This window comes from Streptomyces sp. NPDC037301 (assembly GCF_055602785.1).
Map to the genome: position 1 here is coordinate 102,714 of NZ_JBVJWD010000002.1, position 26,744 is coordinate 129,457.

The 26,744-nt window shown below is 67.1% G+C and carries 21 protein-coding genes and 2 pseudogenes; 15 read left to right on the forward strand and 8 right to left on the reverse strand.

What is annotated here, in order from left to right:
• The first annotated feature begins 182 nt into the window (after positions 1-182).
• A complete protein-coding gene (locus ACZ7IB_RS03765) occupies positions 183-752 on the forward strand; it encodes an isochorismatase family protein (protein WP_470909503.1) in 570 nt (189 codons plus the stop codon).
• A 12-nt stretch (positions 753-764) separates the two neighbouring features.
• Here the strand turns inward: ACZ7IB_RS03765 and ACZ7IB_RS03770 are convergent.
• Positions 765-1,205, reverse strand: a pseudogene (locus ACZ7IB_RS03770) (succinate dehydrogenase/fumarate reductase iron-sulfur subunit); the annotation flags it as partial.
• A pseudogene (locus ACZ7IB_RS03775) lies at positions 1,141-1,359 on the reverse strand (fumarate reductase/succinate dehydrogenase flavoprotein subunit); the annotation flags it as partial. The pseudogenes ACZ7IB_RS03770 and ACZ7IB_RS03775, both read right to left, overlap by 65 nt.
• 33 nt (positions 1,360-1,392) lie before the next feature.
• On the opposite strand from ACZ7IB_RS03775, the gene ACZ7IB_RS03780 reads away from it, so the two are divergent.
• The 9 genes from ACZ7IB_RS03780 to ACZ7IB_RS03820 all read left to right on the forward strand — a co-directional run bounded on the left by ACZ7IB_RS03780 (position 1,393) and on the right by ACZ7IB_RS03820 (position 13,252).
• Complete coding sequence (locus tag ACZ7IB_RS03780; protein WP_470908891.1) at positions 1,393-1,575, forward strand: hypothetical protein; 183 nt, start codon at positions 1,393-1,395, stop codon at positions 1,573-1,575.
• Positions 1,576-1,863: 288 nt separating this feature from the next.
• On the forward strand, positions 1,864-4,251 hold the full coding sequence (locus ACZ7IB_RS03785) for an ABC transporter family substrate-binding protein (RefSeq protein WP_470908893.1): 2,388 nt from the start codon (positions 1,864-1,866) through the stop codon (positions 4,249-4,251).
• Between the two features lie 406 nt (positions 4,252-4,657).
• Entirely contained in the window at positions 4,658-6,529 is a 1,872-nt protein-coding gene (typA, locus tag ACZ7IB_RS03790) for a translational GTPase TypA (RefSeq protein WP_470908895.1), read from the forward strand.
• Positions 6,530-6,641: 112 nt separating this feature from the next.
• Positions 6,642-6,938, forward strand: coding sequence for a hypothetical protein (locus ACZ7IB_RS03795; protein WP_470908897.1), 297 nt, complete (start codon positions 6,642-6,644; stop codon positions 6,936-6,938).
• 426 nt (positions 6,939-7,364) lie between these two features.
• Positions 7,365-9,008 (forward strand): peptide ABC transporter substrate-binding protein, encoded by a 1,644-nt coding sequence (locus tag ACZ7IB_RS03800; protein WP_470908899.1) that lies wholly within the window; start codon positions 7,365-7,367, stop codon positions 9,006-9,008.
• A gap of 142 nt (positions 9,009-9,150) precedes the next feature.
• A complete protein-coding gene (locus tag ACZ7IB_RS03805) occupies positions 9,151-10,077 on the forward strand; it encodes an ABC transporter permease (protein WP_470909505.1) in 927 nt (308 codons plus the stop codon).
• Positions 10,070-11,035 carry an ABC transporter permease gene (locus tag ACZ7IB_RS03810; RefSeq protein WP_470908901.1) on the forward strand — a complete coding sequence of 322 codons (966 nt, stop codon included), beginning with the start codon at positions 10,070-10,072 and terminating at the stop codon, positions 11,033-11,035. Before ACZ7IB_RS03805 ends, ACZ7IB_RS03810 begins: the two co-directional genes overlap by 8 nt.
• Positions 11,036-11,049: 14 nt before the next feature.
• Positions 11,050-12,108, forward strand: coding sequence for an ABC transporter ATP-binding protein (locus tag ACZ7IB_RS03815; protein ID WP_470908903.1), 1,059 nt, complete (start codon positions 11,050-11,052; stop codon positions 12,106-12,108).
• Positions 12,101-13,252, forward strand: a complete 1,152-nt coding sequence (locus ACZ7IB_RS03820; RefSeq protein WP_470908905.1) for an ABC transporter ATP-binding protein — start codon at positions 12,101-12,103, stop codon at positions 13,250-13,252. The genes ACZ7IB_RS03815 and ACZ7IB_RS03820 overlap by 8 nt, the downstream gene beginning before the upstream one ends.
• Positions 13,253-13,367: 115 nt before the next feature.
• On the opposite strand, the gene ACZ7IB_RS03825 is transcribed toward ACZ7IB_RS03820, so the two are convergent.
• The 6 genes from ACZ7IB_RS03825 to ACZ7IB_RS03850 form a co-directional block, all read right to left on the reverse strand.
• Complete coding sequence (locus ACZ7IB_RS03825) at positions 13,368-13,892, reverse strand: hypothetical protein (RefSeq protein WP_470908907.1); 525 nt, start codon at positions 13,890-13,892, stop codon at positions 13,368-13,370.
• Between the two features lie 431 nt (positions 13,893-14,323).
• Positions 14,324-15,352, reverse strand: coding sequence for an ABC transporter ATP-binding protein (locus ACZ7IB_RS03830; RefSeq protein WP_470908908.1), 1,029 nt, complete (start codon positions 15,350-15,352; stop codon positions 14,324-14,326).
• A gap of 26 nt (positions 15,353-15,378) precedes the next feature.
• Entirely contained in the window at positions 15,379-16,416 is a 1,038-nt protein-coding gene (locus tag ACZ7IB_RS03835; protein WP_470908910.1) for an ABC transporter ATP-binding protein, read from the reverse strand.
• 58 nt (positions 16,417-16,474) lie between these two features.
• Positions 16,475-17,455 (reverse strand): ABC transporter permease, encoded by a 981-nt coding sequence (locus ACZ7IB_RS03840; RefSeq protein WP_470908911.1) that lies wholly within the window; start codon positions 17,453-17,455, stop codon positions 16,475-16,477.
• Positions 17,456-17,560: 105 nt separating this feature from the next.
• Positions 17,561-19,327, reverse strand: coding sequence for an ABC transporter substrate-binding protein (locus tag ACZ7IB_RS03845; RefSeq protein WP_470908912.1), 1,767 nt, complete (start codon positions 19,325-19,327; stop codon positions 17,561-17,563).
• An 80-nt stretch (positions 19,328-19,407) separates the two neighbouring features.
• On the reverse strand, positions 19,408-20,442 hold the full coding sequence (locus tag ACZ7IB_RS03850; protein ID WP_470908914.1) for an ABC transporter permease: 1,035 nt from the start codon (positions 20,440-20,442) through the stop codon (positions 19,408-19,410).
• Positions 20,443-20,808: 366 nt separating this feature from the next.
• Here ACZ7IB_RS03850 and ACZ7IB_RS03855 point away from each other — a divergent pair, with 366 nt between their 5' ends.
• The 5 genes from ACZ7IB_RS03855 (at position 20,809) to ACZ7IB_RS03875 (ending at position 26,626) form a co-directional block, all read left to right on the forward strand.
• Positions 20,809-22,440, forward strand: coding sequence for a peptide ABC transporter substrate-binding protein (locus ACZ7IB_RS03855; protein ID WP_470908916.1), 1,632 nt, complete (start codon positions 20,809-20,811; stop codon positions 22,438-22,440).
• A 118-nt stretch (positions 22,441-22,558) separates the two neighbouring features.
• Complete coding sequence (locus ACZ7IB_RS03860) at positions 22,559-23,482, forward strand: ABC transporter permease (protein WP_470908918.1); 924 nt, start codon at positions 22,559-22,561, stop codon at positions 23,480-23,482.
• Positions 23,475-24,449: an ABC transporter permease gene (locus ACZ7IB_RS03865; RefSeq protein WP_470908920.1), complete on the forward strand. Its 975-nt coding sequence runs from the start codon at positions 23,475-23,477 to the stop codon at positions 24,447-24,449. Before ACZ7IB_RS03860 ends, ACZ7IB_RS03865 begins: the two co-directional genes overlap by 8 nt.
• A 13-nt stretch (positions 24,450-24,462) precedes the next feature.
• Positions 24,463-25,440 carry an ABC transporter ATP-binding protein gene (locus tag ACZ7IB_RS03870; RefSeq protein WP_470908922.1) on the forward strand — a complete coding sequence of 326 codons (978 nt, stop codon included), beginning with the start codon at positions 24,463-24,465 and terminating at the stop codon, positions 25,438-25,440.
• The gene (locus ACZ7IB_RS03875; protein ID WP_470908924.1) at positions 25,430-26,626 is read left to right on the forward strand and encodes an ABC transporter ATP-binding protein; all 1,197 of its coding nucleotides are present in this window, start codon (positions 25,430-25,432) and stop codon (positions 26,624-26,626) included. Before ACZ7IB_RS03870 ends, ACZ7IB_RS03875 begins: the two co-directional genes overlap by 11 nt.
• Positions 26,627-26,744 lie beyond the last annotated feature (118 nt).

A 26,744-nucleotide genomic window follows, 5' to 3' on the forward strand; every position in this document is an offset into this window, starting at 1 on the left:
GAGCAGCTGCAGGATATTGGAGGCCGCCTGTCGGTGCGATTGATGGGTGGGGAATCGCCCTCCCTCCCGCCCGCCCGGCCCCCACCCCCGGAAGCGGTACGGGAGGCGGCGCCGCCTCCCGTACCCGCACCGGCGACGACATCCGCGCCCTCCCCGACGCCCGCAGGGACACCGTTCCCCCCATTTACAGGAGCACCACCACGACCGCCACCACCCTGGACCCGAAGGCCGCCCTGGTCGTCGTCGACCTGCAGAAGGGCATCGTCGGACTGCGCACCGTCCACCCCACCGCCGACATCGTCGCGAATTCCGCCACCCTCGCCGACGCCTTCCGCGCCAAGGGCCTCCCGGTCGTCCTGGTCCGCGTCACCGGCGGCGCCCCCGGCCGCACCGAGACGCCCGGGCCCTCCGGCACGCCCGCCGCCGACTGGGCCGAGATCATCCCCGAGCTCGGCCCGCGCGAGGGTGACATCGTCGTCACCAAGCAGCAGTGGGGCGCCTTCTACGGCACCGACCTCGACCTCCAGCTGCGCCGCCGCGGCGTCACCCAGGTCGTCGTCACGGGCGCGGCGACCAGCATCGGCGTCGAGTCCACCGCCCGCTCCGCCCACGAGCACGGCTACCACGTGACCGTAGTCACGGACGCGGTCACCGACCTGGACGCCGACGCCCACCGCAACAGCGTCGAGAGGATCTTCCCGCGCCTCGGTGAGACGGACACCACCGAGGCGATCGCCAAGCTGCTCGGCTGAGCGGGATCGGGGAGTCTCCCGTCGCCGGATCTTGTTCCCCAGCCACACCAGCGGGTCGTACTTGCGGTCCACGGCCCGTTCCTTCAGGGGGATCAGCGCATTGTCAGTGATCTTGATGTGTTCGGGGCACACCTCCGTACAGCACTTCGTGATGTTGCAGTAGCCCAGCCCGTGCTCCTCCTGGGCCGTCGCCTTCCGGTCGAGTCCCGACTCGGCGGCAGCGTCCAGGGGATGCATGTCCAGCTCGGCGGTCCGCATCAGGAAGCGCGGTCCGGCGAACGCCGTCTTGTTCTCCTCGTGGTCGCGCACCACATGGCAGGTGTCCTGGCACAGGAAGCACTCGAAGAACTTGCGGAACTCCTGCGAGCGGTCCACGTCGACCTGTTGCATCCGGTAGTCGCCCGCCTTCACCGCCTGCGGGGGTACGAAGGCGGGCACTTGCCGTGCCTTGGAGCAGGGCCTCCGCCGCCGCGCCGATCTGCTCCTCGTCCACCACCGGCGGGGTGCTGATGGCGTTCGCGTACTCGGCGGCGTGCAGCCCGGCCCGCCGTCCGAAGACCAGCAGGTCGGAGAGGGGGTTCCCGCCGAGCCGGTTGGAGCCCTGCATGCGTGGCCGCGGCATGAGATGTGGCTGGCGCCCGTGGAAAACGCCAGTCCCGACCAGGCAGGGCACGTCGACGGGTTCGGTGCGACCGGCGGCTTCGAGCGGCGCCGGCCCGGCTTCCGCCTCGCGCAGCCGCGCAAGGCTCCGCCCCAGTCGGCCGACGGTGCGGACCAGGTCGTCGAAGCAGTGCTGAGCCGCCGTCAATTCTTCGTGCAGTGACATGACTTGCTCTCACTTCCGCGGTCGCGGGTGGTCATGTTCATGCGCCTGAGAGCGTCGCGCGTCACGCCCCGGTTGTGAAGAGTGCGGGCCATCCCGGTCTCGCGGGGTGTTCCGCCGCACGGGTGAGGTTCGGGGGCGCTGACGCCGTGTCTGCGCCGCCTCTCGCGCGGGGGCGCATTCAGTGGACGGACGGAACCAGTGTGATCAACTGCAAATGCCACCAGAAACGCACAATCCGGCCCATCCGTGTGCGGGTGGGCCGGGCCGGCCCCGGAGGTATCAGCCATGTCCCACGTCGGCGTCCCGAGGGGGACGGCCCGAAAGCGCCGCTCGCTCGCGCTCCTCACGACGGGTGTGCTGACGCTCCCCGTGCTGGCCGGCTGCAGTTCCGACGACGGCGGCGGCGGCTCCACCGGGGCCGTCGCCCCCCAGGACATCGCGGTCGCGGCCCGGAACCTGGTCGCCGCAGGGGGCACGGTCAACTGGGCGATCGACGCCGTGCCCACCACCCTCAACGCCTTCCAGGCCGACGCGAACAGCTCCACGACCCGCATCGCGGGCGCCCTGCTGCCGACGCTCTTCCCGCTGGACGCCAAGGGCAGGCCGCAGCTCGACCCGGACTATCTGGAGTCCGCGAAGGTGGTCGAGCGCGAGCCCAGGCAGGTGGTGCTCTACCGGATCAACCCGCAGGCGGTGTGGAGCGACGGCCGGGACATCGAGGCGTCCGACTTCGTGGCCCAGTGGCGGGCGCTGAACGGCAAGGACTCGGCGTTCTGGACCGCCCGCAACGCCGGCTACGAGCGGATCGAGAAGATCGAGCGCGGCGCCGACGACCAGGAGGTCCGGGTCACGTTCGCCAAGCCGTACGCGGACTGGCGCTCGCTCTTCTCCCCGCTGTACCCGAAGGAGGTGACCGGTTCCCCCGACGCCTTCAACGACGGCGCGCGGACCACCCTCAAGGCCACCGCGGGACCGTTCCGGCTGGGCAGCGTGGACACGGCTGAGGGCGAGGTCACCCTGGTCCGCAATCCGCGCTGGTGGGGCGGCCGGGCCAAGCTCGACTCGCTGGTCTTCCGGGCCGTCAAGCCGCAGGACCGCACCGAGGCCATGACCGAGGGGAAGGTCGACGTCGCCGACATCGACGCCGCGGCGGCGCACCGGATCGTGCAGGCGGCCCGCGACCGGGGCGGCAACGGACAGCCGCTCGCCCAGGGCCCCGGTTCCGGGACCGGCCCGGCCGCCGCACTGCGCTCCTGGGCCGAGGCACACGGCTCGGACGAACAGGCGGCGGCGGCCGCCCAGGCGGCCAGGGAGAAGAACCGGGCAGCCGCCGAGGCGTACGCCGCCGAGCAGGGCAAGCTGCGCGCGTATGCGGTCCGCAAGTCGCTGGAGCCCGCCTACACCCAGCTCGCGCTGAACGGCGAGTCCGGGCCGCTCGCCGACGACCGGGTACGCAGGGCGGTCGCCCGGGCCCTGAACCGCCAGGAGCTGGTCGACACCGTACTCAAACCGCTCGGCCTGCCCGCCTCGCCGCTCGGCAGCCACCTGGCCGTGGCCGGACAGCCGGCGTACAAGGACAACAGCGGCGCACTCGGCGGCCAGGACACCAAGGAGGCGCAGGCGCTGCTGGCCGACGCGGGCTGGACGCGGGAGGGCGCGGTCAAGAAACCGGACGGCGCCAAGGCGGGCAGCGAGGTCGAGAAGAAGGGCGCGAAGAAGAAGGACACCACCGCTGGGAAGGACGACAAGGCGGCCTCGTCCGAAAAGCCCGGCAAGCCCGGCAGCAGCGCCGGTAAGGCCGACAACGCCGCTCCCGGGCTCGAGCACGCCGCCGACGATGTACAGGCCGTCGTCGGCGGCGACAACAAGCCCGGCGACAGCGACGGAGCCGGCAACGCCCCCCAGATCCTCGCCCCCGCCCCCGCCGCCGCGTTCCACAGCGCCGCTCTGCTGCGCCAGGCCGGATACCTGGCCGGGACCGGCACCACCGAGGACGTCCCCTCCGAGGTCGCCGCCCAGGACCAGCGGCCGGGCGGCGCCGCCGGTGCGTACGCCCCCGCGGGCACCGCGGCCCCCGCCCAGGCCCCCGGCGCGCGCCGCGGCCCGCTCGGCAAGGACGGCAAGGCGCTGAGACTGCGCTTCGTCCTGCCGGCCGGTCCCGGGTCGGAGCCGCTGCGTGCCGTCGGGGACAAGATCGCGGCGATGCTCGATTCGATCGGCATCGGTACGGCCATCACCAAGGTCTCCGACGACAGCTACTTCCAGGACCACATCGCTTCCGGCGACTACGACCTGGCGCTGTACTCCTGGCCCGCCACCGCCTACCCGGCGACCGACGACCGCCCGATCTTCTCCAAGCCGGTGCCGGCCACCGACGGATCCCTGCTGGTCGAGCAGAACTACACCCGCGTCGGTACGGACCACATCGACCAGCTCTTCGAGCAGGCGGTCTCGGAGCTCGACGAGGGGACCGCCCGGGATCTGATGAAACAGGCGGACGCCCGGATCTGGGCCGCCGCGGGATCGATTCCGCTTTATCAGCGTCCGCAGCTCGTGGCGACTGACAGAAAGCTGGCGAACGTCGGCGCCTTCGGCTTCGGCGCACCCCACTACCAGGACATCGGTTTCAAGAAGCCGCAGCCTGCCGGAGCTCCGGCAAACAAGAAGAAGTAGCAGGTCAGAACGGGTCCAGAAGCTCAGAACTGGCTCAAGTCCCTTGCCCGCCGGGGTCCCGGCGGGCAAGCTCCTGTCCTGACCGGACCGAGCTGCTCGCCCCCCGCACACACGCCCCCCACGGGACCTTGCGGAGCCCCCACGGGTCCCCCCACGGATCCCTCCGCATCTCCCTCCTCCTGCCACGCACACCCACCTGGCACAGCTCCGATACTGAGGTAATACCGGCCGAATATCGGTTGAAGAGTGGCTTAAGACCGGTCTCGCGGATCGGGCCGGGAAGCCCGGGACGCGCCAGCCCCGTACCATGGGGGGTAGCCGTGGCGCGTCCGCCCGGCGGGCGTACGAGGACCCGAGAGCGACTGAGACGCCTGATCCCACGATCCGAGAGAAGCGCAAGCCACCCATGCCCACGCGCCACGACATCCGTAACGTAGCCATCGTCGCCCACGTCGACCACGGCAAGACCACGCTGGTCGACGCCATGCTCAGGCAGGCCGGCGCCTTCGCCGCGCACGCCGCCGAGAACCTCGACGAACGCATGATGGACTCGAACGACCTGGAGCGTGAGAAGGGCATCACGATCCTCGCCAAGAACACGGCGGTGAAGTATCACCCCAAGGACGGCGGGGACCCGATCACGATCAACATCATCGACACCCCCGGCCACGCCGACTTCGGCGGCGAGGTCGAGCGCGGTCTGTCGATGGTGGACGCGGTCGTGCTGCTCGTCGACGCTTCCGAGGGCCCGCTCCCGCAGACCCGCTTCGTGCTGCGCAAGGCGCTCTCCGCGAAGATGCCGGTCATCCTCTGCATCAACAAGACGGACCGCCCCGACTCCCGGATCGCCGAGGTCGTCGACGAGACGTACGACCTGTTCCTGGACCTGGACGCGGACGAGGAGCAGATCGAGTTCCCGATCGTCTACGCCTGCGCCCGTGACGGCGTCGCCTCGCTGACCAAGCCGGAGGACGGCACCGTCCCGACCGACAGCGAGAACCTGGAGCCGTTCTTCAACACGATCCTGGCGCACGTCCCGGCCCCGGAGTACGACGACGAGGCCCCGCTGCAGGCCCACGTCACCAACCTGGACGCCGACAACTTCCTCGGCCGTATCGCGCTCTGCCGCGTCGAGCAGGGCGAACTGCGCAAGGGCCAGACCGTCACCTGGATCAAGCGCGACGGGACGATGTCCAACGTTCGCATCACCGAGCTCCTGATGACCGAGGCGCTCACCCGCAAGCCGGCCGAGAAGGCGGGCCCGGGCGACATCTGCGCCATCGCCGGTATCCCGGACATCATGATCGGCGAGACGCTGGCCGACCCCGAGAACCCGATCGCGCTGCCGCTGATCACGGTCGACGAGCCGGCCATCTCGATGACCATCGGTACCAACACCTCGCCGCTCGTCGGCAAGGGCGGCAAGGGCCACAAGGTCACCGCCCGCCAGGTGAAGGACCGCCTCGACCGCGAGCTGATCGGTAACGTCTCGCTCCGCGTCCTGGACACCGAGCGCCCCGACGCCTGGGAGGTCCAGGGCCGTGGTGAGCTCGCGCTGGCCATCCTCGTCGAGCAGATGCGCCGTGAGGGCTTCGAGCTCACGGTCGGCAAGCCGGAGGTCGTCACCAAGCAGGTCGACGGCAAGACGCACGAGCCGATCGAGCGCATGACGATCGACTCCCCCGAGGAGCACCTCGGTGCGATCACCCAGCTGATGGCGACCCGCAAGGGCCGCATGGAGACGATGACGAACCACGGTTCGGGCTGGGTCCGCATGGAGTGGATCGTCCCGTCCCGCGGCCTCATCGGCTTCCGTACGGAGTTCCTGACGCAGACCCGCGGTACGGGCATCGCGCACTCCATCTTCGAGGGCCACGAGCCGTGGTTCGGCGAGCTGCGCACCCGTCACAACGGCTCGCTGGTCGCGGACCGCGCGGGTTCCGTGACGCCGTTCGCCATGGTCAACCTCCAGGAGCGCGGTGTCATCTTCACCGAGGCCGGCACCGAGGTCTACGAGGGCATGATCGTCGGCGAGAACTCCCGTGCCGACGACATGGACGTGAACATCACCAAGGAGAAGAAGCTCACCAACATGCGTGCCGCCTCCGCGGACACCACGGAGAACGTGGTGCCTGCCCGGAAGCTCTCCCTGGAGCAGTCCCTGGAGTTCTGCCGCGAGGACGAGTGCATCGAGGTGACCCCGGAGACCGTGCGCATCCGCAAGGTCGTCCTGGACCAGAAGGAGCGCGGCCGCACCGCGTCGCGCGCCAAGCGCTGACCAGCGCATCTCCTGCAGCAGGACGGCCCGTTGCCTCAACTCGGTTGAGGCAACGGGCCGTTGCCTTATTGAGCCACGGAGCTCCGCTGCTTCCACCGGCCGGACGCTGAACGTGGGAAGCCTGTCGGTGGTCGATGACACCAAGACGGTGTGGAACAAGGGGTACAGCGGGTATCTCCCGAAGGGGGCGGTCAACAAGGCCCACACCATCGACAAGACGCTGAAGGTCAAGAAGCACAAGGCGTACCTCGTCATCAGGGGGAAGATCGCAGACGCGGCGAATGAGCGCGTCGAGTGCCACCAGATCTCGCACGTGTACTTCTCCCTCGAGCAGAAGTCGCAGCCCTGTGGCGGCAAGGCGTGTCAGCAAGCGCTGCGGCTGACACGCGCTCGGATTCCTGAGGCCTGACCTCGCCCGGCAGTGGGCGAGGCCGGGCTGCCGCATGTCGCGGCCGAGGAGTGGGACGCTTCGGAGTCATCGGAAACCCTCGGCGTCAAATCCATTTCGGGTGGCATGTGTCCGGAAAGCGGTCATCACTCTCCGGGGGTTGCGTTAACAGTCCGTTTCGGGCGTGTCTGTCTGGGCTCGCTTTGTCCGGATTTCGGTCAACCGTGCCCTGTCGATGTTGTCAAACCGAGACCCTTTAAGTGTGGTTTACGGCCCGGCTGTACTTAATAGTTGGCTCCATTGAGCTCGGGTCAATGGGTCACGCACTGTGGGGAGTGCCGACTCACGAGCACACTCAGGGCACTGAAACGATCACCGTCAGGGGTGTCGGTGTATCACTCCAGTGCCCTTCTTGTAGTCAAAAGTGGACTCATGAGGAGGAAACCCATGCGTGGTGCCAAGAGCGCCAAGTGGGTCGCGGGAGCGGCCGTCATCGCCCTGGCTGCGACCGCCTGTGGTGGCGGCGACAGCGACAGCGGCAGCGGTATGAACTCGGGCAAGGCGGACCCGAACGGGATCCTGACCGCCCAGCTCAGCGAGCCGCAGAACCCGCTGCAGCCGGCGAACGCCAAGGAGAGCCAGGGCAGCCGTGTCCTGGGCGCCATCTTCGCCGGCCTCGTCAGCTACGAGCCCGGCACCGGCAAGCTCACGTACGTCAACGCCGAGTCCGTGACGCCCAACGCGGACTCGTCCGTGTGGACCGTCAAGCTCAAGCCGGGCTGGAAGTTCCACGACGGCACCACGGTCACCTCCAAGTCCTACGTGGACTCCTGGAACTGGTCCGCGAACGTCAAGAACAACCAGACCAACTCCAGCTGGTTCCAGGACATCAAGGGCTACGCCGATGTCCACCCGGCCAAGGGTGACCCGAAGAAGACCGAGATGGAAGGTCTGAAGGTCGTTGACGACAACACCTTCACGATTTCCCTGAGCGGTCCGGTCTCGTACTTCGCGTACAAGCTGGGCTACGACGTCTGGGCGCCGCTGCCCGAGTCCTTCTTCAAGGACCCGAAGGCCGCCGGTCAGAAGCCGATCGGCAACGGTCCCTACAAGTTCGTCTCGTGGGACCACAACAAGATGATCAAGGTTCGGAAGTTCGACGGTTACCAGGGCCCGAACAAGGCCAAGAACGGTGGCATCGACTTCAAGAACTACACCACCGCCGAGGCCGCCTACTCGGCCCTGCGCTCGGACCAGCTCGACTGGATCGAGCAGGTCCCCGTGACCGCGCTGAAGAACTACAAGCAGGACCTCGGCGACCGAGCGATCGACCAGGAGTACTCCGCGGTCCAGTCGATCGTCCCGGCGTTCTACACGGACCAGTTCAAGGACATCGACCCCAAGGTCATCCAGGGCCTGTCGATGGCGATCGACCGTGACACGATCACCAAGACCGTCCTCAACGGCACCCGTAGCCCGGCCGACTCGTTCGTCGCCCGTGGTGTGCTCGGCTACAAGCCCGGCGCCCTCGGCGACATCGTGAAGTACGACCCGGTCAAGGCCAAGGCCCTCATCAAGGAGGGTCACGGCGTCCCGGGCAACAAGATCTCGATCCAGTTCAACGCGGACCAGCCGCACAAGGCGTGGGTCGACGCGGTCTGCAACAGCATCCGCCAGGCCACCGGCGTCGAGTGCGTCGGCGACTCCAAGCCGGACTTCGCGACCGACCTGAACGCCCGTGACGGCAAGAAGGTCAAGTCCATGTACCGCGGTGGCTGGGTGCTCGACTACCCGGTCAACTCGAACTTCATGCGCGACCTGTACGGCACGACGGCCGCCGGTAACACCAGTGGCTACTCCAACAAGGCGTTCGACGAGCTGGCCTCCAAGGCTGACAAGGCGAAGACCCTCGACGAGACCGTGAAGATGTACCAGGAGGCTGAGCAGCTCCTGGCGAAGGACATGCCGGCGATCCCGCTCTGGTTCTACAAGGTCAACTCGGGTCAGTCCAAGAACGTATTCGGCAAGATCGTTTACGGCCAGGACGGCGACCCCATCTTCACCGACGTTCAGGTGAAGTCGAAGAAGTAAGTTTCGGGACCTGCCGGCCGGTGCCGCCCTCCGGAACGGATGGCGGCACCGGCTCGCAGGCGTTGGCCCGGCAATCTCCCCACAACCCCGCGGTGGAGACCATGTGTAGGCCATCGCCGACCCCTCACGGCATGGAGGCATGATGGGGCGTTACGTCGCTAGGCGACTGCTCCAGATGATCCCGGTGTTCATCGGGACTACTCTGTTGATTTTCCTTATGGTCCACATCCTTCCCGGTGATCCAATCCGGGCGATGTGGGGTGACAAGGCGGCCGACCCCGCACAGGTCGCGGAGCTGCGTCACAAGTTCGGGCTGGACCAGTCCATTCCCATGCAGTACATCAACTACATGAAGGACCTGTTCCACCTGGACTTCGGCGAGACCTTCGGCGGCCGTCCCGTCTGGGACGAGATGTCGAGGGCCTTCCCTGTCACGATCCGTCTCACGATCGTTGCGATGGCCATCGAGATGATCGTCGGTCTCAGCCTCGGCGCGTGGGCCGGACTCAAGGCGGGCAAGGCACCGGACACCGGCGTGCTGATCTTCACGCTGGTCGTCATCTCGATCCCCGTGTTCATCCTCGGCTACGTGGCCCGGTTCATCTTTGCGGACACACTGCATTGGGTCGCGCCAAACGTCGAAGACTCGATGGACATCACGCAGTTGTTCCTGCCGGGCTTCGTCCTGGCCATGCTCTCCATGGCGTACGTCGCCCGACTGACGCGTACGACCTTCGCCGAGAACCTGCGCGCGGACTACATGCGCACGGCGCTCGCGAAGGGGCTGCCGCGGCGTCGCATCGTCGGGGTGCACCTGCTGCGCAACTCGCTGATCCCGGTGGTCACGTTCCTCGGTACGGACGTCGGCGGCTTCATCGGCGGCGCGGTCGTCACCGAGGGCATCTTCAATGTCCAGGGTGTCGGCAACCTTCTCTACCGGGCGCTCCAGCAGCGTGAAGGCTCCACCATCGTCGGTGTCGTCACCGTATTCGTACTGATCATTCTCGTGATCAACCTGATTGTCGACCTGCTGTACGCGGTCCTGGACCCGAGGATCCGGTATGCCTGACGTGACCAAGGATCAGAGCATCAAGGACACCGAAGTGGACGCGGTCGCGTCTGCGACGGCGGACGCGGAGAGTCCCGTCAGGGAATCCACCGGCAAGCCTCGCGGTCTGTGGGGTGACGCCTGGTTCGACCTGCGCCACCGCCCCATGTTCTGGATATCGGCGAGTCTGCTGGTCCTGCTGCTGGTGATCGCGGCCTTCCCCGGCCTGTTCACCGGCACCGACCCGCGGGCCGGCGACCTTACCAACCACTACCTGCAGAAGCCCGAGTTGGGGCACTTCTTCCGGGCGGACTGGTTCGGCTACGACGTTCAGGGCCGCTCGATCTACGCCCGGGTGATCTACGGAACCCGTGCCTCGATCCTCGTCGGCGTCGGCGTCACCGTGACGATCACCGTCGTCGGCGGTCTGTTGGGTCTGCTCTCCGGATACTTCGGCGGCTGGCTCGACGCGATCATCTCCCGCGTCACGGACATCTTCTTCGGACTGCCCTTCCTGCTCGGCACGATGGTCGTCCTGAACGCCTTCGCCGAGCGCAAGGTGTACGTCGTGATCGCGGCCCTCGCCTTCCTGGGCTGGACCTCGATCTGCCGCGTGATGCGTGCCTCGGTGATCACCGCGAAGCAGGCGGACTATGTGACGGCGGCACGCGCTCTCGGCGCGGGGACCGGCCGGATGCTGTTCCGCCATGTCCTGCCCAACGCCCTCGCGCCGACCATCGTGGTCGCCACCATCGCCCTCGGTGGCTTCATCTCGGCGGAGGCGACGCTGTCCTACCTGGGCCTGGGTCTCGCCGACCCGACCATTTCGTGGGGCATCGACATTGCCTCGGGCAGCGAAGAGATCCGTAACAACGTGCATGTACTGCTGTTCCCGGCAGGAATGCTCAGCCTCACGGTCTTCGCGTTCATCATGCTCGGCGACGCGGTGCGCGACGCACTCGACCCGAAGCTGCGCTGAGGAGGGCGTACGACGTGACCATCATGGACAAGACAGCAGACATCCCGGCGCCCCGTGCCGGGGGGTCGGACGACAGCCCGCTCCTCGAAGTGCGCGACCTGCACGTGGAGTTCCACACCCGTGACGGAGTCGCCAAGGCCGTCAACGGTGTGAACTACAGCGTCGACTCGGGCGAGACCCTGGCCGTGCTCGGCGAGTCCGGTTCCGGCAAGTCCGTGACCGCTCAGGCGATCATGGGCATTCTCGACATGCCGCCCGGCAAGATCCCGCAGGGCCAGATCCTGTACCGCGGCCAGGACATGCTCACCATGAGCTACGAGGAGCGGCGGAAGCTCCGCGGCCAGAAGATCGCGATGATCTTCCAGGACGCGCTCTCCTCGCTCAACCCCGTGCTCTCGGTCGGCTACCAGCTCGGCGAGATGTTCCGTGTCCACCAGGGACTCTCCAAGAAGCAGGCGAAGGCCAAGGCCATCGAGCTGATGGAGCGGGTCAAGATCCCCGCAGCCAAGCAGCGGGTCAACGACTACCCGCACCAGTTCTCCGGCGGTATGCGCCAGCGCATCATGATCGCCATGGCGCTGGCCCTGGAGCCGGACCTGATCATCGCGGACGAGCCGACCACCGCGCTCGACGTGACGGTCCAGGCCCAGGTCATGGACCTGCTCAAGGAGCTGCAGACCGAGTTCAACATGGGCCTGATCCTGATCACCCACGACCTCGGCGTCGTCGCCGACGTCGCGGACAAGATCGCGGTCATGTACGCGGGCCGGATCGTCGAGACGGCGCCGGTGCACGAGCTCTACAAGCGCCCCGCGCACCCGTACACCCGCGGTCTGCTCGACTCGATCCCGCGCCTGGACCAGAAGGGCCAGGAGCTGTACGCGATCAAGGGTCTGCCGCCCAACCTGCTCAAGATTCCCTCCGGCTGCGCCTTCAACCCGAGGTGCCCCAAGGCGGAGGACATCTGCCGCACGGAGATTCCGGCTCTGGTGCCGGTCTCCGAGCAGGACGGCAGCGAGCTGCCCGGCCGCGGCAGCGCCTGCCACTTCTGGAAGGAGACGATCCATGGCTGAGCTCGACAAGACGGACGGATCGTTGGACAGCACCCCGAACGTCACCGACGTCGTGGCGGTCGACGCCGCCGACGAGACGGCGGCGGTCGCGGCGATCGAGGCCCCGGTGGAACGCGGTGAGCCGATCCTCCAGGTGCGCAATCTGGTCAAGCACTTCCCGCTGAGCCAGGGCATCCTCTTCAAGCGCCAGGTCGGCGCGGTCAAGGCCGTGGACGGGGTCTCCTTCGACCTCTACCAGGGCGAGACGCTCGGCATCGTCGGCGAGTCGGGCTGTGGCAAGTCCACGGTCGCGCGGCTGCTGATGACGCTGGAGACGGCCACGTCCGGCGAGGTCTTCTACAAGGGCCAGGACATCACCCGGCTGTCCGGGCGCGCGCTGAAGGCGGTGCGCCGCAACATCCAGATGGTGTTCCAGGACCCGTACACCTCGCTGAACCCGCGTATGACGGTCGGCGACATCATCGGCGAGCCCTTCGACATCCATCCGGAGGTGGCCCCGAAGGGGGACCGGCGCAGAAAGGTCCAGGATCTGCTGGACGTCGTCGGGCTCAACCCGGAGTACATCAACCGCTATCCGCACCAGTTCTCCGGCGGCCAGCGCCAGCGCATCGGCATCGCCCGCGGCCTCGCGCTCAACCCGGAGATCATCATCTGCGACGAGCCGGTCTCCGCGCTCGACGTGTCGGTGCAGGCGCAGGTCATCAACCTGATGGAGAAGCTCCAGGACGAGTTCAACCTCTCCTACGTCTTCATCGCGCACGACCTGTCCATCGTCCGGCACATCTCCGACCGGGTCGGCGTGATGTACCTCGGCAAGATCGCCGAGATCGGTACGGACACGGAGATCTACGAGCACCCGACGCACCCCTACACCCAGGCGCTGCTGTCGGCGGTCCCGGTCCCGGACCCGGAGGCCCGCGAGCGCGGCGAGCGGATCATCCTCACCGGTGACGTCCCGTCGCCGGCGAACCCGCCGTCGGGCTGCCGCTTCCGTACGCGGTGCTGGAAGGCCCAGGACAAGTGCGCCACGGAGATCCCGCTGCTGGCGATCCCGGAGCGCTTCAAGTCCGTGGACTCCCCGGTTGCGCACGAATCGGCGTGCCACTTCGCCGAGGAGAAGGACATCGTCGGCGCGGCCTCGTAGTACGGCGCGTGTGACACGGAAGGCCCGGAACCTCAGGTTCCGGGCCTTCCGCCGTGGTCGACGGACTGCCACCGCCCGCGGATGTGACGGCACGTCAATGATACTTGGTAGTAGGCTACTTGTACTGGATGCCCCACAGGTTGCTGCTCTTCTTCACCGGGGCGACGTTGTTGGACTTCTTCCAGCTCTTCACTTTTTTGCAGCCGCCGCCGGACTTCGGCTCCAGGTGGTACTTGGTGACGCTGAAGCCCTTGGCCTCGTGGTACATCATCAGCCGGCCCCGGCTCTTGCCCTTCTTCTTCGCGACCGTGGCCGCGTATGTCCAGGTGTCCGACTGCGACCAGGTATAGCCGACCGAGACGCTGAACGAGGCCGACGCCTTGGCGAAGATGACGCCCGCTTCGGCGCCGACGGTCGCGGTGCCGGTGGCCGTCCAGGTGCCGGTCTTGTTCTTGGCGTAGCTGATGGTCACGCCCGGCTGCGCCCAGTCGCTGTGCACGTTGGTCGCGCGCCAGACGGTCTTCTTGTCGCCGATCGAGTAGATCGGCGAGTCGTTGCACTTCGTGCCGGCCGAGGCGGGTGCGGCGGACACCGCTACGACTCCGGCGCTCAGCAGTGCGGTAGAGAGGACGGTGCTCATGACACGTTTCACGTAGATCCTCCGGATCCGAGGTGCTCCTGTGGGGTACGTGTCACATCCTGGCGCTCAAGTGCCCAGTGAAATACGGGACTTGAGCGACTATTGAGCTTTGGTGGCGGGGCGCGAACGTGATCGTTACTTCGTCCCGGGAGCGCCGGGCGGCAGCATGCGGCCGTTCGGCGCGCGGACATACGGAAGCGCCCGGAACCGATCGGTTCCTGGCGCCTTTCCCGTATACCCGGGAACCGGGCTCGCGGGTGGCTCGGGTCAATGGGCCGACGTGCTCGGTTCCTTGGGTCTGGGGAGCCCCGCGGCTCGCGGACCGATCAGGTCCGTGTCGGCGAGGGCGCACCCGGGACCGGGGCCAAGGGTGTCAGGCCTCGGTCTTGGGGGCTTTGGTGGTCTTCTCGAGCTTCGGCCCTTGAACGGCGCTACGGGCCTGCGGGACGGACGGCGCGGTCTGGAAGGCCCTCGGGGTAGTGGCAGGCCGTCAGATGGCCGTCCCGGCTGCCCTCGACCCGTACCAGCGGCGGAGCCTCGCTCGCGCACTTGTCCGTCGCCTTCCAGCAACGCGTGCGGAAGCGGCAGCCCGACGGCGGGTTGACCGGAGAGGGGACATCGCCGGTGAGCAGGATGCGCTCCCGGGCCGGCACATCGTCGGCCGTCGCCTCGGGCACGGCCGAGAGCAGCGCCCTGGTGTACGGGTGCCGCGGGTTGCCGTACAGGTCGTCCCGATCGGCAATCTCCACGATCCGGCCGAGGTACATGACGGAGACACGCTGCGAGAAGTGGCGTACGACGGCGAGGTCGTGCGCGATGAACAGGAACGCGATGCCGAGTTCCTTCTGCAGTTTCTGCAGCAGGTTCACCACCTGGGCCTGGATCGACACGTCCAGCGCCGAGACCGGCTCGTCGGCCACGATCAGCTTCGGCTCCAGGGCCAGCGCGCGGGCCACCCCGATGCGCTGGCGCTGACCGCCGGAGAACTCGTGCGGGAAGCGGTTGTAGTGCTCCGGGTTGAGACCGACGATCTCCAGCAGCTCCCGTACGCGCGCCTCGCGGCCGCCCGCCGGGTTGATGTTGCTGATCTCCATCGGTCCGGCGACGATCTTGCCGACGGTCTGCCGCGGGTTCAGCGAGGCGTACGGGTCCTGGAAGATCATCTGGATCTCGGAGCGGACCGGGGCCAGCTGCTTGCGCGAGGCGTGGGTGATGTCCTGCCCGCGGTAGCTGATCCGGCCGGCCGTCGGCTCCAGGAGCCGGGTGATCAGCCGGCCCGTCGTCGACTTGCCGCAGCCGGACTCGCCGACCAGGCCCAGGCTCTCGCCCTCGCCGACGGTGAAGTCCAGCCCGTCGACGGCCTGGACCGCGCCGACCGTCCGCCGGATCGGGAAGCCGCCCTTGATCGGGAAGTGCTTGGTGAGTCCGGAGACGTCCAGGAGGGGATCTGTGCTGCTCATAGTGGGGAAGTCCCGTCTCTTGTACGTCAGTTGGGCCGGGTGCCGGTGAAGTCGGCGAAGAATTCGGTGCGCTGCTCCGGCGTGAGGTGGCAGGCGCCCCCACGGTTGTCCACCAGCTCCAGCGGCGGCTGATCGGTCGCACAGCGCTTGCCGCCGACCTGCTCGGTGAACGAGCACCGCGGATGGAAGCGGCAGCCGGTCGGCGGGTTGAGCAGGCTCGGCGGGGAACCGGGGATCGGCGACAGCGGTACGTCGACCGGGCCGTCGAGGCTCGGCATGGATCCCAGCAGACCCCAGGTGTACGGGTGCTGGGGCGCCCGCAGCACCTCCTTCTTGGTGCCGCGCTCCACGCACCGGCCGCCGTACATCACCAGCACGTCGTCCGCGATGTCGGCGATGACACCGAGGTCGTGGGTGATGAAGATGATCGCGGTGCCGGTCTCCTGCTGGAGGTCCTTGAGCAGGTCCATGATCTGGGCCTGCACGGTGACGTCCAGCGCGGTGGTCGGCTCGTCGGCGATCAAGAGCTCGGGGTCGCAGACCAGCGACATGGCGATCATCGCGCGCTGGCGCATACCGCCGGAGAACTGGTGCGGATAGTCGTCCACCCGCAGATCGGGCTGCGGGATGCCCACCTTGGTGAGCATCTCCACGGCCCGCGCGCGTGCCTCCCGCTTGGAGGCCCCGGTGTGCTTGCGGTACGCCTCACCGATCTGCCGGCCGACGGTGTGGTACGGCGACAGCGAGGCCAGCGCGTCCTGGAAGATCATGGCCATCTTGTTGCCGCGCAGCCGCTCCAGTTCCCGCTCCGATGCGGCGAGCAGATCCTGGCCGTCGAGCAGGATCTCGCCGTCGATCTCGGTGTGGTCGGCGTCATGCAGGCCGAGGATCGTCAGGTTGGTGACGGACTTGCCGGAGCCGGACTCGCCGACGATGCCGAGGGTCTTGCCCTTCTCCACGTCGAAGGAGAGGCCGTCGACGGCCTTGACGACGCCGTCCTCGGTCGAGAAGTGAACGTGTAGATCCCTGACGGAGAGGAGGGGCTGCTGATCGGTGCTCGTCACGGGGACGCTCCAGGAGGATGTTGCGGGAGAAGGGGGTGGGCCGGAACGGGGAGCGGGGTCAGGCGAGCCGGATCCGCGGGTCGATGAGGCCGTAGACGGCGTCCACGACGATGTTGGCGAAGACGATCGCGCCCGCGGCGACGATGGTGACGCCGAGCAGCATGGGCAGGTCGCTGGTGTCGACCGAGCGCACGGACAGCTGTCCCAGACCCTGGAGGCTGAAGGTCACCTCGGTGATGATGGCGCCGCCGATCAGCGTGCCCAGGTCGATGCCGAAGATCGTGACGATCGGGCCCATCGCCCCGCGCCAGGCGAAGCGGAAGAAGACCGAGCGGCGGGACAGGCCCTTGGCGCGTGCGGTGCGGACGTAGTCCTCGCTGAGCTGCTCGACGAGTTGGGAGCGGGTCATACGGGTGTAGTTGGCGGTGAAGATGATCGACAGCACCAGCCAGGGCAGCAGCAGCCCGCCGGCCCACTTGACCGGGTTCTCGGTGAACGGCGTGTACGAGGGCTGGTCGAGCAGGCCCATCTGCTGCACCAGCAGGAACATCGCGATGTAGCCGACGAAGTAGATCTGGAGCGAGGAGCCCAGCAGGGAGAGGGAGCTGGCGACCTTGTCGAGCGCCTTGCCCTGCTTGACCGCGGCGAGCATGCCCGCGCCGACACCGAAGATCACGAAGAAGAAGGCCGCGCCCACCGAGAGCGAGAGGGTCAGCGGCAGACGGTCCATGATCGTGCCGAAGACCGGCTGACGGTTGGTGAACGAGTAGCCGAGGCACGGCGCCGGGCAGTGACCGTAGTTCCCGTAGTCGCGGCCCACGAAGATGCCGCTCAGCCAGTGCCAGTACTGGACGGGCATCGGGTCGGCGATCCCCAGGTTCTGCTTGATCTGCCCGAGGAGCTCGGGGGTGCAGACCTTTCCGCAGGCCATCCGTGCGGGGTCGCGGGGAATCGCGTAGAAGAGGTAGAAGGTGATGGCGCTGATGACCAACAGGATGACGATAGCGCCGGTCACGCGGCGGAGAAGAAATCGAAGCATGGGATCGTGACTTTCCGGGTGTGGTGCCGTCGCCGAAGGATGGTGAACGGGGGTGACCGGGGCCGGGGGAAGGGCTGCCGGTCCGGCCGCCCTTCCCCCGCCGTGTCACGGCTTGGCGTAGAGCTTGGTGATCGCGATGCCGCTGTTGCCCCCGTCGAAGGTCACACCGCCGACCTTGGAGCCGTGCAGCCAGTTACGGATCGGCCAGTAATCCGGCACACAGGCGGCCAGCTCCATGATCTGCCGGTCGATCGCGCCCCAGGCCTTGTTGGCCTCCTCCGGGTCGGTGATTTTGGCCGCGGCGTCGATGGCCTTGTTCACGCCCGCGTCGTTCAGCTGCGGCCAGTTGGAGGCGCCGTCCGCGATCACACGGCCGTCGAACGTCGGCTGGAGGGCGGTGTAGCCGCCCGGCCAGTCGGCGGACCAGCCGGCCGCGAACATGTCGAAGTGGTTGTCGAGCTGGGCGATCTGACTGTAGAAGGAGGTCTTGTCGACCTGCTGCGTCACCACGTCGAAGCCAGCCTTGGTGAGCGCGCTCTTGATGGTGACGGCCTGCTTGACCGCGTTGTCGGACTGCTGGAAGGCGATGACGATCTTCTGGCCCTCCTTGCCGGCCTCCTTCAGCAGCGCCTTGGCCTTCACCGGGTCACCGGCCGGCTTCGCCTTCTTGCCGTACAGGTCGAAGTCCGCGTGACCGGGGGTGAGCGGGTTGATGACGGTGGTCGCGATCTCGGAGGAGGAGGCACCGCCGCGGATCAGCTGGGTCTGCTGCGCGGGCCAGGCGTAGTTGAGTGCCTGGCGAACCTTGACGTCCTTGATGCGCGTGGTGTTGATCGCGTAGTAGTACGTCGCCGCGTCGAGGTGCGTCAGGACGCGCTTCTTCAGTGCGGGGTCACCGAGGACCTTCTGGATGCGCTCGGCCGCGATCTCGTTGAATATCGACAGCGTGTGCTGGTCGTTGCCCTGGTCGGCGATGTAGCGGTCCGTGGACGCCAGCCACTGGAAACCGAACTGCAGCTGGAACTTGTCCGGGTAGGCGTTGCGGATCGGGTCCGTCTGGGGGTCCCAGTGCGGGTTGCGTGACAGCGACATCGACTTGCCGATCTGGCGGGCGTCGATCTGGTACGGGCCAGAGGAGAACGGCTTCTTGTCGTAGTCCTCCTTGGTGTCGTGCTTCTTCGGCACCAAAGAGAAGGAGCGCATGCCCAGCGTGAAGTTGAAGTCGCCGCGGGCCTCCTTGAGATGGAAGGTGACGGTCTTGCCGTCGATCTCGATGGAGTCCAGGTGCTTGCCCTCGTAAGGGCCCTTGTACTTGTCGCCGCCGACCAGCCAGTCCTGCGGGTAGCGCGGACCGAACGTCACGAACTTGGCGAAGAGCCGCTCGAAGGTGTGGCGGACGTCCTCCATCGTGATGTCGGAGCCGTCCTGCCACTTCACTCCGTCCTTCAGGGTGAACGACCAGGTCTTGCCGCCGTCCTTCGTGGTACCGGCGTCGGTCGCGAGGTCGCCCACGAGCGTGGTGGTGCCCTTGTTGTCCACCTTGTAACCGACCAGGCCGCGCATGAACAGCGGGGTGATGAGGCTCTCGAAGCTCGACCAGATCTGCGCCGGGTCCAGGTGGTCGCAGTCCATTTGCTCCATCGTGTAGAGCGTGCCGCCCTTGACGGCGCCCGGGACCTCGGGGGCGGGACCGGTGGAGTCCGCCTTGGTGCCGACCAGGATCGCGGCTTCCTTGTTGCCGCTGACCTTCGGGGCGCCCTTGTCGCCCCCCTTGGTGCCGCCCGCGTTACTGCTGCTGCATGCGCTCAGGACAGTGGAGCTCGTGGCCGCCACACCAGTGGCGATCAGGAAGTTTCTGCGGGAGAAAGACATGCGTATCGGTCCTTGGGGTCGGTGGACGAAGCAGGTACGACAGGCCGGACCACAGCGGCCGGGCTGGATGGAGCAGAGGCTCAGCGCTTCGACTTGGGGTCGAGCGCGTCGCGTACCGAGTCGCCGAGCAGGTTGAAGGCGAGCACGAAGACGATCATCGAGATGCCCGGGAAGAGCATGAAGGTGATGTCGTCCGTGTAGAAGGACGCTCCGCGCTGGATCATCACGCCCCAGTCGGGGGTCGGGTCGATGATGCCGACGCCGAGGAAGGCCAGGCCCGCCTCGGCCGTCACGAAGGCCGGCAGGGCGAGGGTGGCCTGGATCAGGATCGGCGTCCAGAGGTTCGGCAGCAGTTCCTTGAAGATGATCCGGGCCGGAGAGGCACCGGTCACCTTCGCGGCCTCGACGAACTCCCGTTCACGCAGGGCCAGTACCTGGCCGCGGAGCAGGCGGGCCATCGAGGCCCAGCCGAAGGCGGTGAGGGCCAGGATCAGACAGATGGCCCGCAGCGACGTCGGGATTGCGTCGTCCGGTGCCACGAACAGCCCGTAGACGACCGGCATGAAGGCGATGAAGAAGAGCGTCGACGGGAACGACAGCAGAATGTCGATGACCCGTCCGATGAAGTAGTCCGTCTTGCCGCCCAGATATCCGGCGGTGACACCGACAACTACACCGATGACCGTGACGAGAATGGTGGCCGCTGCCGAGATCAGCAGCGAGGTGCGGATTCCGTACAGCAGGAAGGTGAAGACGTCCCGGCCCAGTTGAGGCTCGATGCCGAACCAGAAATCGCCGCTGATACCGCCGTTGGGCAGGGCCGGATATCCGAAGCCGTTGAGCAGTCCCGGATTGTCCTGGCCGTACGTCGTGTACGGGTCCTTTCCGTACAGCTTCGCTATCAGCGGCGCGCATATCGCTATCAGGAAGAAGAACACGACGATGCAGGCGGAGAGCACGCCCGTCCTGTCGCGCTTGAAGCGCCGCCAGGCCAGCTGGCCTGGACTCCGTGCGTCGGCGCCCTTGTCGGGGCCTGCGGGCTGCCGGGACTCCTCAACGGCTTCGGTGGCTGTGGTGTCCACCGGAGCGATGGGGGCCGGGGAGGGCGTGGTCATCGAGCTCCTGTCCCCGTACGGAAAGCGGCATCCTCCGGGCAGGAGGAGCTAAGGGGTTGGAACGGACCCAATCCAATCACGTTGACAACGGTCAATCGGCTGTGCAACTTCACACGCGTTCTTTAGGTTCTTGACCTGAGCTTGACAAGTGGCAGGCGTCCTACAGGTGGACGCCGGTTTTGTGGAGCGGGGCAATCGGGGTGACTCGGGTGGGGTGTCCGGTCATGGGTGTGTCCTTTTCGTTATGCGGGGCATTCGAACGGCTCGGTGACACATGCGCACGTACGGCCGTAGATAGGGTGCATTGATGTCGTTATGGGGTGATATTTGGCTCTACATGTGACGAAGACTCAGAGGAGGCACTCCATGCGCGGAGCCACACCGGCCAAGTGGGCGGCATGTGCGGTGGCCGTCGCCCTGGCGGCGACGGCATGTGGCGGAGGGGGCAGCAGCGGTGGTGGCGGTGGTGCCGACGGAATCGTGAGCTCCTCCTGGGGTGACCCGCAGAACCCGCTGGAGCCCGCGAACACCAATGAGGTGCAGGGCGGCAAGGTCCTCGACATGATCTTCCGGGGACTCAAGAGGTACGACCCGAAGACCGGCGCGGCCACCAACATGCTCGCCGAGAAGATCGAAACCAAGGACAACCAGAACTTCACGATCACCGTGAAGGACGGCTGGACCTTCAGCAACGGCGAGAAGGTCACCGCGAAGTCGTTCGTGGACGCCTGGAACTACGGGGCCCTGCTGAAGAACAATCAGAAGAACGCCTATTTCTTCGGTTATATCGACGGATACAGCAAGGTCCACCCCGAGTCGGGCAGCTCCAGGGCGAATACGCTCTCCGGCCTCAAGCTCGTCAACGACAAGACCTTCACGGTCAAGCTGATGCAGAAGTTCTCCCTCTGGCCCGACACCCTCGGCTACCCGGCCTTCGCCCCGCTGCCCAGTGCCTTCTTCACCGACCACGCCGCCTGGGTGTCCAAGCCGATCGGCAACGGCCCGTACACCGTCGACAAGTACACCAAGGGCTCGTCGATGAACCTGCGCAAGTGGGACAAGTACCCCGGGGACGACAAGGCGCAGAACGGCGGCATCGACCTCAAGGTCTACACGGACAACAACACCGCCTACACCGACCTGACGGCCGGCAACCTCGACCTCGTCGACGATGTGCCCGCCTCGCAGCTGAAGAACGTCAAGGCGGACCTCGGTGACCGGTACATCAACACCCCGGCCGGCATCATCCAGACGCTCGCCTTCCCCTTCTACGGCAAGAAGTGGGACACCGCCGGCGGCATCAAGGTCCGCCAGGGCCTGTCGATGGCGATCAACCGCGATCAGATCACCAGCCAGATCTTCCAGAAGACCCGCACCCCCGCCTCCGACTGGACCTCCCCGGTCCTCGGCGTGGACGGCGGATTCAAGAAGGGGCTGTGCGGCGCGCCCTGCGCATACAACGCGGCGAACGCCAAGAAGCTGATCCAGGACGGCGGCGGCATCCCCGGCGGCCAGCTCAAGATCTCGTACAACGCGGACACCGGCTCCCACAAGGAGTGGGTCGACGCCGTCTGCAACAGCATCAACAAGGTGATGGGCAACAACAAGGCCTGTGTCGGCGCCCCGGTCGGCACCTTCGCCGACTTCCGCAGCCAGGTCTCCCAGCAGAAGCCGACCGGCGCCTGGCGGGCCGGCTGGCAGATGGACTACCCGCTCATCCAGAACTTCCTGCAGCCGGTGTACTACACCGACGCCTCGTCCAACGACGGCAAGTGGAGCAACAAGCAGTTCGACGGCCTTGTCGACAAGGCCAACGCCGAGTCCGACAAGGCCAAGGCCGTCTCGACCTTCCAGGACGCGGAGAGGGTCCTGGTCGCGCAGATGCCCGTGATCCCGCTCTGGTACCAGAACGGCAGCGCCGGTCACTCGGACCGGATCACCAATGTGTCGCTGAACCAGTTCAGCGTCCCGGTGTACGAGCAGATCAAGGTCAAGTGACCCGTTGAGGCCGGGTGGCCGGTGCGCTTCCTGGCACCGGTCACCCGGCTTCCGCATCCCGTCGACGCGTCACTCCCCAGCCCCGCGCCTCTGACCCCCGCGACCCCCGGAGCCCTTCATGGGACGTTATGTGATCCGGCGGCTGCTGCAGATGATCCCGGTCTTCTTCGGCACCACGCTGTTGATCTTCCTCATGGTGAACGTGATGGGTGACCCCATCGCGGGCCTCTGTGGCGAACGCCAGTGCGATCCGGCTACCGCAGCCCAACTCCGCTCGGAATTCGGCCTCGACAAGCCCGTCTGGCAGCAATACCTGACCTACATGGGCAACGTCTTCACCGGCGACTTCGGCACCGCGTTCAACGGGCAGAAGGTCACCGAACTGATGGCGACCGCCTTCCCCATCACCATCCGGCTCACCATCGTCGCGCTCTTGTTCGAGATCGTCATCGGCATCAGCCTCGGCGTCGTCACCGGCCTGCGCCGCGGCCGCCCCATCGACACCACCGTGCTGATCCTGACCCTGGTCGTCATCTCCATCCCGACCTTCGTCACCGGTCTGCTGCTCCAGCTCCTCCTCGGTGTGAAGTGGGGGATCATCCATCCGTCCGTCTCCTCGGAGGCGCCGCTCAACGAACTCATCATCCCGGGGCTCGTCGTCGCCTCCGTCTCCCTGGCGTACGTCACCCGGCTCACCAGGACCTCGATCGCCGAGAACGCCCGCGCCGACTATGTCCGTACCGCCGTCGCCAAGGGCCTGCCCAGGCGCCGCGTGATCATCCGGCATCTGTTGCGCAACTCCCTGATCCCCGTCGTCACCTTCATCGGCACGGACGTGGGCGCCCTGATGGGCGGGGCGATCGTCACGGAGCGGATCTTCAACATCCACGGCGTCGGCTATCAGCTCTACCAGGGCATCCTGCGCCAGAACTCCCAGACCGTCGTCGGGTTCGTCACCATTCTGGTCCTCGTCTTCCTGGCGGCGAACCTGATCGTCGACCTGCTGTACGCCGTACTCGACCCGAGGATCCGCTATGCCTGAGCAGACACCGGACGAGGCGATCTCGTCGGCCGGAGCGGGAGGCGTGATGGACCTCGCCCTGGAGGAGGGTGCGACCCTCGAAAAGACACCGGGCGGCCCCGAAGGCACCGGCCCCGCCGAGAAGCCGCGCAGTCTGTGGTCCGACGCCTGGCGGGACCTGCGCCGCAACCCGGTCTTCATCATCTCCGCCCTGATCATCCTCTTCCTGGTGATCATCTCGATCTGGCCGTCACTGATCGCGGACCAGGACCCCCTCAACTGCAACCTGGGCAAGGCCCAGGAGAGCTCACAGCCCGGCCACCCCTTCGGCTTCGACGGACAGGGCTGCGACGTCTACACCCGGACCGTCTACGGGGCCAGGAACTCGGTGACCGTGGGCGTCTGCTCCACCCTGGGCGTCACCCTGCTCGGCAGCCTCCTCGGCGGCCTTGCCGGTTTCTACGGCGGCCTGTCGGATTCGTTCCTCTCCCGTATCACCGACATCTTCTTCGGCATCCCGGTGGTCCTCGGCGGCCTGGTCTTCCTCTCCGTGGTGCCGAGCTCCACCGTCTGGCCGGTGATCGGCTTCATCGTGCTGCTGGGCTGGCCGCAGATCGCCCGTATCGCACGCGGCTCGGTCATCACCGCCAAGCAGAACGACTACGTCCAGGCGGCCCGCGCGCTCGGCGCCTCCAACTCCCGGATGATGCTGCGCCACATCGCGCCCAACGCGGTCGCCCCCGTGATCGTCGTCGCGACCATCGCCCTGGGTACGTACATCGCTCTGGAGGCGACTCTCTCGTTCCTCGGCGTCGGCCTGAAACCGCCTGCCGTCTCCTGGGGCATCGACATCTCCGCCGCGGCCAACTACATCCGCAACGCCCCGCACATGCTGCTCTGGCCCGCCGGAGCGCTGGCGATCACGGTGCTCGCGTTCATCATGCTCGGCGACGCGGTGCGCGACGCCCTCGACCCCAAGCTGCGCTGAGGAGCCCGTTGCCATGTTGCTCGAGGTGCGCGATCTGCACGTGGAGTTCCACACCCGCGACGGGGTGGCCAAAGCCGTCAACGGGGTCAACTACTCGGTGGCCGAGGGCGAGACGCTTGCCGTCCTCGGCGAGTCCGGCTCCGGCAAGTCGGTCACCGCACAGGCGATCATGGGCATTCTCGACATGCCCCCGGGAAGGATCAGCGGCGGCGAGATCGTCTTCAAGGACCGTGATCTGCTGAAGATGAAGAAGGAGGAGCGCCGGAAGATCCGCGGCCAGGAGATGGCCATGATCTTCCAGGACGCGCTCTCCTCCCTCAACCCCGTGCTCAGCGTGGGGGAGCAGCTCGGCGAGATGTTCGTCGTCCACCGCGGGATGTCCCACCGGGACGCCAGGCTCAAGGCCGTCGAGCTGATGGACCGGGTCCGCATCCCGGCCGCCAAGGAACGCGTCGGGAACTACCCGCACCAGTTCTCCGGCGGCATGCGCCAGCGCATCATGATCGCCATGGCGATGGCGCTGGAACCTTCGCTGATCATCGCGGACGAACCCACCACCGCCCTCGATGTGACCGTCCAGGCCCAGGTGATGGACCTGCTCGCCGAGCTCCAGCGCGAGCTCAACATGGGACTCATCCTGATCACCCACGACCTGGGCGTGGTCGCGGACGTCGCCGACTACATCGCCGTGATGTACGCGGGCCGGATCGTCGAGTCGGCCCCCGTCCACGAGATCTACAAGGCCCCCGCCCACCCGTACACCAAGGGCCTCCTCCAGTCGATCCCGCGCCTGGACCAGAAGGGCCAGGAGCTGTACGCGATCAAGGGCCTGCCGCCCAACCTGCTGCACATCCCGCCCGGCTGCGCCTTCAACCCGCGCTGCCCGATGGCCCAGGAGATCTGCCGAGGTGAGGTACCGCCTCTCTTCGAGGTGGCCCAGCACCGTGAGAGCGCCTGCTACTTCTGGAAGGAGACGCTCGATGCACGCTGAACCGGGGAGCACCCGCGTGGGCGGCGAACCCATTCTGGAGGTCCGCGGTCTGGTCAAGCACTACCCGCTGACCCAGGGCATCCTGATCAAGAAGCGGATCGGCGCCGTCAAGGCCGTCGACGGGGTCTCCTTCGACCTGGCGGCGGGCGAGACGCTCGGCATCGTGGGGGAGTCGGGCTGCGGCAAGTCGACCGTGGCCAGGATGCTGGTGCATCTGGAACAGCCGACGGCCGGTGCGATCAGGTACAAGGGCGAAGACATCACCCAACTGTCGGGGCGCGCCCTGAAGGCCGTGCGCCGCAACATCCAGATGGTGTTCCAGGACCCGTACACCTCGCTCAACCCCCGGATGACCGTCGGCGACATCATCGGGGAGCCGTACGAGATCCACTCCGAGGTGGCCCCGAAGGGCGACCGGCGCAGAAAGGTCCAGGATCTGCTGGACGTCGTCGGGCTCAACCCGGAGTACATCAACCGCTATCCGCACCAGTTCTCCGGCGGCCAGCGCCAGCGCATCGGCATCGCCCGCGGGCTGGCCCTGAACCCCGAGATCATCGTCGCCGACGAACCCGTCTCCGCCCTCGACGTCTCCGTACAGGCGCAGGTCGTCAACCTGCTGGACCGGCTCCAGGCGGAGTTCGGGCTGAGTTACGTCTTCATCGCGCACGACCTGTCGATCGTCCGGCACATCTCCGACCGGGTGGGCGTGATGTATCTGGGCCGGATCGTCGAGATCGGCACCGACGAGCAGATCTACGACCACCCCACGCATCCGTACACCCAGGCGCTGCTGTCCGCCGTCCCGGTGCCGGACCCGATGGCCCGCGAGCACCGGGAACGGATCATCCTGCACGGCGATGTCCCCTCGCCCGCCAACCCGCCCTCCGGCTGCCCGTTCCGCACCCGCTGCTGGAAGGCGCAGGAGCGGTGCGAACGGGAAGTGCCGCTGCTGGCGGTTCCGGCGGTCTTCCGGCTGACGGACACACCGGCCGGGCACGATTCGGCCTGCCACTTCGCGGAGGAGAAGCAGGTGGTGCCGCCGGAGGGGCTGCTGGAGACGGTGGCGGGGGAGGCGGTTTTGCAGGAGAAGGCGGACGAGTCCAGCCAGAAGGGCGCCCTGGGCCCGTCTGACGCCGTGGGCCAGGAGGACGGGCCGCGGCCTTCCGGGAGCAGCGGGGCCGGCTGACCGCAGACACGTTAACGCGCGGGCAACTCGGCTGTCTCACGTCCGATATACGAACGCGCCACCATGGTCGGCGTACGGCCGTGCGGGTGCCGTGAACCGGCCGGGGGCCGTCAAGTCT